The following is a 4,718-nucleotide window of genomic DNA, read 5'->3' as shown; positions in this document are numbered from 1 at the left end:
GATGATGTCCAACGACAAGTCCGGCGACAAGATCGGATATGCGTCCACTATCGGTGATGTGCTTGACAAGCTGTTCGGGCCGGGCGCGGGTGCGGCCGCGACCGGAATCGAACCCACCGAGGGCGGTGCACCTCCGAAGGCGCCGGTGAGTCCTCAGGTGCCTGCTGTGGGGCCGGCACCGGGACCGCCCGCACCGCCTGCTGTGGTGCCGCCGGTTCCCAATGGCGGGGCCACCCTGTCGCCAGCCAAAGCCGCTGCGCTGCAAGAGATTCAGGCGGCAATTAACGCGGCTCGGGATGCGCAGAAGAAGGGCGACTTCGGCGCCTACGGGGCCGCACTGCAGCGGCTCGACGACGCGATCACGAAGTTCAACAACACCAAGTAGCGCTTGCCCTTTGCCGCGAGCGTCCGCGTATGGACGCCGATACCCCGCTAAATCCGGGCATTTTGCGGAAGCCCGCCGGCGGTACTACATCATCTGCAGTACGCGCGCGACCTCGCCATAGCGCTCGAAGCGCTCGTGATCGCCCAGGGCGTTGTACAGCACCAGACGCGCGGCGATCGCCTTGTACTTCTCGGCCAGCGCGTCGGCCAACCCGTCCCACGTCGACTCGGTGGCGAACACGGCGATGTGCTCGTCGCTGATCTGTGCCGCCATGCCGGCGAAGTCCCCGGCCTTCTGCTTCTCGCGAATCCGCGCGGTCGTCCCCTCGAACCCGGCCTCGTCCCAGATGAACGCGTAGTTCGGTGTGCTCCCGTAGAAACTCATGCTGGCGCGCACCAACTCTCGTTCATGGGCGCGCTCGGCGTCGCTGTCGCCGACGATCGTCATCACCGGAATGATCAGGGCGATGTCCGACTCGATGCGGTCAGCTTTCGCAACCCCCGCAGCGACGTTCGGCAGAACGTGGCGGGTGAGATAGCCGGGCTCGCCGAGTGGGTGGACATGCACCCCGTCCGCGACCTCGCCTGCCATCCGCAGCATCCACGGATTCACCGCTGCGATATCGACTTTGGGATCGGGCGCGGCGATGGGCCCAGCGCTCCACTGCGGACTGATGAAGTCGAGATCGTAGAACTCGCCGTGGTGATCGAGTTGCCCGCTCCGGAAAGCGGCGAAACACGCCTTCACGGCACGCACGTAGTCGCGCAACCGCGGACCGGGGCGTTCGAAGGCCATGCCGTAGCGCCGCACCACGTGAGTGCGCACCTGCGTGCCCAGGCCTAGCCGGAACCTTCCGCCGGTTGCTTCCTGCAGCTCCCACGCCGTGGCCGCCGTGACGAAGGGGCTGCGCGGAAATGCCACCGCAACCCCGGTGGAGAGGTCGAGGCCGGGTGCGGCTTGGGAGGCGACGGCGGCGTTGAGGTAGGCGGTGCGACCGGTTTCGGTGAACAGCAGGCCGGCGTATCCCGCGCTCTGGGTTCGGCGGGCCAGGTCACCGACCTTGTCGAGCGGTTGCGGAATCGTCATCACGTCGATGTGCACGGCGCAACAGTACGCCCGGGTGTCAGCCGCGAGATGCGGTGTGGAACCTGTCCCGATAGGCCTTGGGCGAGACGCCGAGGTTGTCGACGAAAACGCGCCGGAGGCTTTCGGCGCTGCCGAATCCCGCTACCCGTGCGGTGTCGGAGACGGTGTGGCCGGCGTCGAGCGCCGCGCGCGCGGCGTCGATGCGCACCATTTCGACATAGCGGGCCGGTGTCGTTCCGAGTTCGGACTGAAACAGCCGGCTCAGCTGCCGGGTACTCAGGGAGGCCCGGACGGCAAGAGTCTCCACGCTGTGGTTATCCGCCGGGTTAGCCGAGATCGCGTCGGTGACTTTGCGCAGCGGTGACTGTGGCGGTGGGGCGGCCTCGACCAGGACCGAGAATTGCGATTGGCCACCCGCGCGCTTGAGATAGACGACTAACCACCGGGCCACTTCGCGGACGAGTTCGGTGCCGTGATCCATTTCGACTAACGCCAGCGCCAGGTCTATGCCCGACGACACCCCGGCCGAGGTGAAGACATCGCCGTCGCGTACGAAAATGGCGTCCGGCTCGACGGTGATCGCGGGGAAGGCCCGGGCAAACAACCGGACATCATGCCAGTGGGTGGTGGCGCGTCGGCCATCGAGCAGGCCGGCCTGAGCCAGGATGAACGACCCAGTGCAAATCGAGGCCAGACGCCGAGTCCGGCCCGAGACTGACTTGATCGCCTCCACGAGCTCGGGATCAATCGCCCGCCGGGGCAACTCGTCGCTGCCCGCGACCATGACGGTGTCGGCGGAGTTGATTGACGAAATGGCGTCCGTGACGCCCAATCGGGTCCCGATCGAGGTTGTGACGTCCCGCCCGTCGACCGACGCGAACTTCAGCCGGTAGTCGGCGCCGAAGTGGTTGGCTTCGACGAAGACCTCACCCGCACCCGCAACGTCCAACATCGTCACGCCGTCGAAAACGGCGATCACCACCACACGCACTCACCCATTCTGCGGACCCATGTCGCTTTTTGTGGGAATGACGGCTGAAACAGCCATGAGCAAGTGCGGGCTTCTGCCGCAGACTGGGCAGAACGAACCGAGGAGGAAATCATGGCCACTCAATCGATAGGAACCATCGCCGGCATCGTCATCCCCGACACACCGCTGGTACGCGAGGTCACCGAATACATTCGCGATGTCGAAGACGACCTGCTCTTCGACCATTCCCGACGAGTGTTTCTCTTCGGCGCGCTGCGCGGCCGCCGGTTGGGCCTGCAACCTGATCTCGAATTGCTGTACGTGGGGGCGATGTTCCACGACATCGGGTTGACAGCGCGCTATCGGACGTCCACCTTGCGCTTCGAAGTCGACGGTGCCAATGCGGCGCGCGACTTCCTGCTGGAACGTGGCTACGACCCGGCTGAAGCACGAAAGGTATGGCTGGGAATCGCGCTGCACACTACGCCCGGGGTACCGGAATTCCTGGACCCCGAAATCGCTTTGGTCACAGCCGGTGTCGATACCGACGTGCTGGGAATCGGCCTGGACGACCTCTCGGCTGAGGCGCTTTCGGCCGTCACCGCCGCCCACCCGCGCCCGGACTTCAAGAACCGCATCCTGGCGGCCTTCAACGACGGCATGAAGCACCGCCCGGGCAGCACCTTCGGCACCATGAACGACGACGTGCTCGCGCACTTCGACCCGACCTTCAAGCGGGAGAACTTCGTCGACATCATCCGCAACAACAGCTGGCCCGAATAATGGACATCCACGAAGCCCTGTACACCACCCGGATGACGCGACGGTTGCGGCCGGATCCGATTCCGCTGGACACTCAGGCCCGCATCCTCGATGCGGCGGTTCGCGCCCCCAACGGGGGTAACACCCAGCGCTGGCACTTTCTGGCTGTTGACGATCCGGAACTCAAACGCGAGCTCGCTCAACTGTTCCGGCAGGCCCGCGCCATCGAATACGAGAAGTTCAGGGCGGGGGCGGGACCGATGGTAGCGCCGGCCCCCGGTGCGGACCCCGCCGCTCACGTCGAGACGATGCGCCGAATGAAGGGCTCGGGGGACTTTCTGGCTGACCATTTCGAAGATGTTCCCCTGCTGCTTTTCGTGTTCGCCATCGACGACCTCGGCGGCGCCAACATCTACCCGGCGATCTGGAGTGTGCTACTTGCCGCTCGTGCCGAGGGCGTCGGCGGGGTGATGACGATGGTGCTCCGTAACTTCGAGGACCGGGTGAACGAGTTATTGGGCGTCCCCGTGGCGGAAGGATGGACGATGTCGGCCATGCTGGCTCTCGGCTACCCGCTGGGCAAATGGGGAGTTGCAGCCAATCGCCATCCCGTGCAGGAGGTTTCGTCACGAAACCGCTGGGGTGCGCCGTTCGGTGTCGACGTGCCAGAGCCGCTGTGGCCGCCTCAAGCCAACACCACGGCGGACCTGGCCGCGGCGGGCTGAATTGGCTTTCGCAATTATCGGCCGACCGTCGTCACGTCGGCCGGCCGGGCTTGGGCCAACCCCGCCTGAGCGCGCGATTTGGAGAGGATCCTCGACGTTGGGTAACCTTGCGTTTACCGACGCGGGGTGGAGCAGCTCGGTAGCTCGCTGGGCTCATAACCCAGAGGTCGCAGGTTCGAATCCTGTCCCCGCTACCATGTGATGTCTCGGGACATCGGAATAGCTCTGAACCTGCGATTGGGTTCAGGGCTTGTTCCTTTTGGGGCCTTTGGGGGCTCCGGTGGGTTGGTAGTCCTTGGTGGGGTCGAGGGTTAGCTGGCGCAGTAGTTCGCCGGTGGCGGCGTTGATGATGGTGATGTTGAGGTCTTGGACGAGGATCAGCACCCGGGTGCCGGTGTAGGTTCGGCCGACGCCGATGTGGTGTAGCCGGCCGGCGACGCGCAGGGTGATGACGCCGGCCTGGTCGATGCGGTCGGTGCGGACGCGGTCGTGGGTGTCGAGGCGTTCGCCGGGGGCGGCTTTGGGGCGGGTGGTGTAGCGGGTGGCGGGGGTGGCTTGATGGGGCATGGAGCGGTGGGGTCGGCGGTGGTTGTATTCGTCGATGAAGGCATCGAGTTGGGTCTGCAGGTCGGCCAGGGTGGCGGCGCGGGGGTGTGCGTTGAGCCATCGTTTGAGGGTTTGGTGGAAGCGTTCAACCTTGCCGCAGGTGGTGGGTTATCCGGCTAATCGGGGGTTGGGTCGGTGTGGCGGGCGGGTCGCTGGGTCATTTCAACGGGTGCGTTTGAGGTGT

General features: G+C 65.4%; 5 protein-coding genes, 1 tRNA gene and 1 pseudogene. 4 read left to right on the top strand and 3 right to left on the bottom strand.

What is annotated here, in order from left to right; genetic code table 11:
• Window positions 1-385, top strand: a pseudogene (locus VML93_RS04245) (membrane protein); the annotation flags it as partial.
• An 84-nt stretch (window positions 386-469) separates the two neighbouring features.
• Here VML93_RS04245 and VML93_RS04240 read toward each other — a convergent pair.
• Window positions 470-1,486 carry a TIGR03617 family F420-dependent LLM class oxidoreductase gene (locus tag VML93_RS04240; protein ID WP_325608005.1) on the bottom strand — a complete coding sequence of 339 codons (1,017 nt, stop codon included), beginning with the start codon at window positions 1,484-1,486 and terminating at the stop codon, window positions 470-472.
• 22 nt (window positions 1,487-1,508) lie between these two features.
• The gene (locus VML93_RS04235; protein WP_325608007.1) at window positions 1,509-2,456 is read right to left on the bottom strand and encodes a GlxA family transcriptional regulator; all 948 of its coding nucleotides are present in this window, start codon (window positions 2,454-2,456) and stop codon (window positions 1,509-1,511) included.
• Window positions 2,457-2,573: 117 nt separating this feature from the next.
• On the opposite strand from VML93_RS04235, the gene VML93_RS04230 reads away from it, so the two are divergent.
• The 3 genes from VML93_RS04230 to VML93_RS04220 all read left to right on the top strand — a co-directional run bounded on the left by VML93_RS04230 (window position 2,574) and on the right by VML93_RS04220 (window position 4,125).
• A complete protein-coding gene (locus tag VML93_RS04230; RefSeq protein ID WP_325608003.1) occupies window positions 2,574-3,224 on the top strand; it encodes an HD domain-containing protein in 651 nt (216 codons plus the stop codon).
• Window positions 3,224-3,928 (top strand): nitroreductase family protein, encoded by a 705-nt coding sequence (locus VML93_RS04225; RefSeq protein ID WP_325608001.1) that lies wholly within the window; start codon window positions 3,224-3,226, stop codon window positions 3,926-3,928. The genes VML93_RS04230 and VML93_RS04225 overlap by 1 nt, the downstream gene beginning before the upstream one ends.
• Before the next feature lie 120 nt (window positions 3,929-4,048).
• Window positions 4,049-4,125: transfer RNA gene (locus tag VML93_RS04220), tRNA-Met, on the top strand.
• 46 nt (window positions 4,126-4,171) lie between these two features.
• Here VML93_RS04220 and VML93_RS04215 read toward each other — a convergent pair.
• Entirely contained in the window at window positions 4,172-4,495 is a 324-nt protein-coding gene (locus tag VML93_RS04215) for a hypothetical protein (protein WP_325607999.1), read from the bottom strand.
• Between the last annotated feature and the right edge of the window lie 223 nt (window positions 4,496-4,718).

Origin of the sequence: Mycobacterium sp. (assembly GCF_035499775.1) — a bacterium.
Classification (GTDB): domain Bacteria; phylum Actinomycetota; class Actinomycetes; order Mycobacteriales; family Mycobacteriaceae; genus Mycobacterium.
The sequence above is the reverse complement of the archived record's forward strand: the minus strand, read 5'-3'. Positions and strand labels throughout refer to the sequence as shown.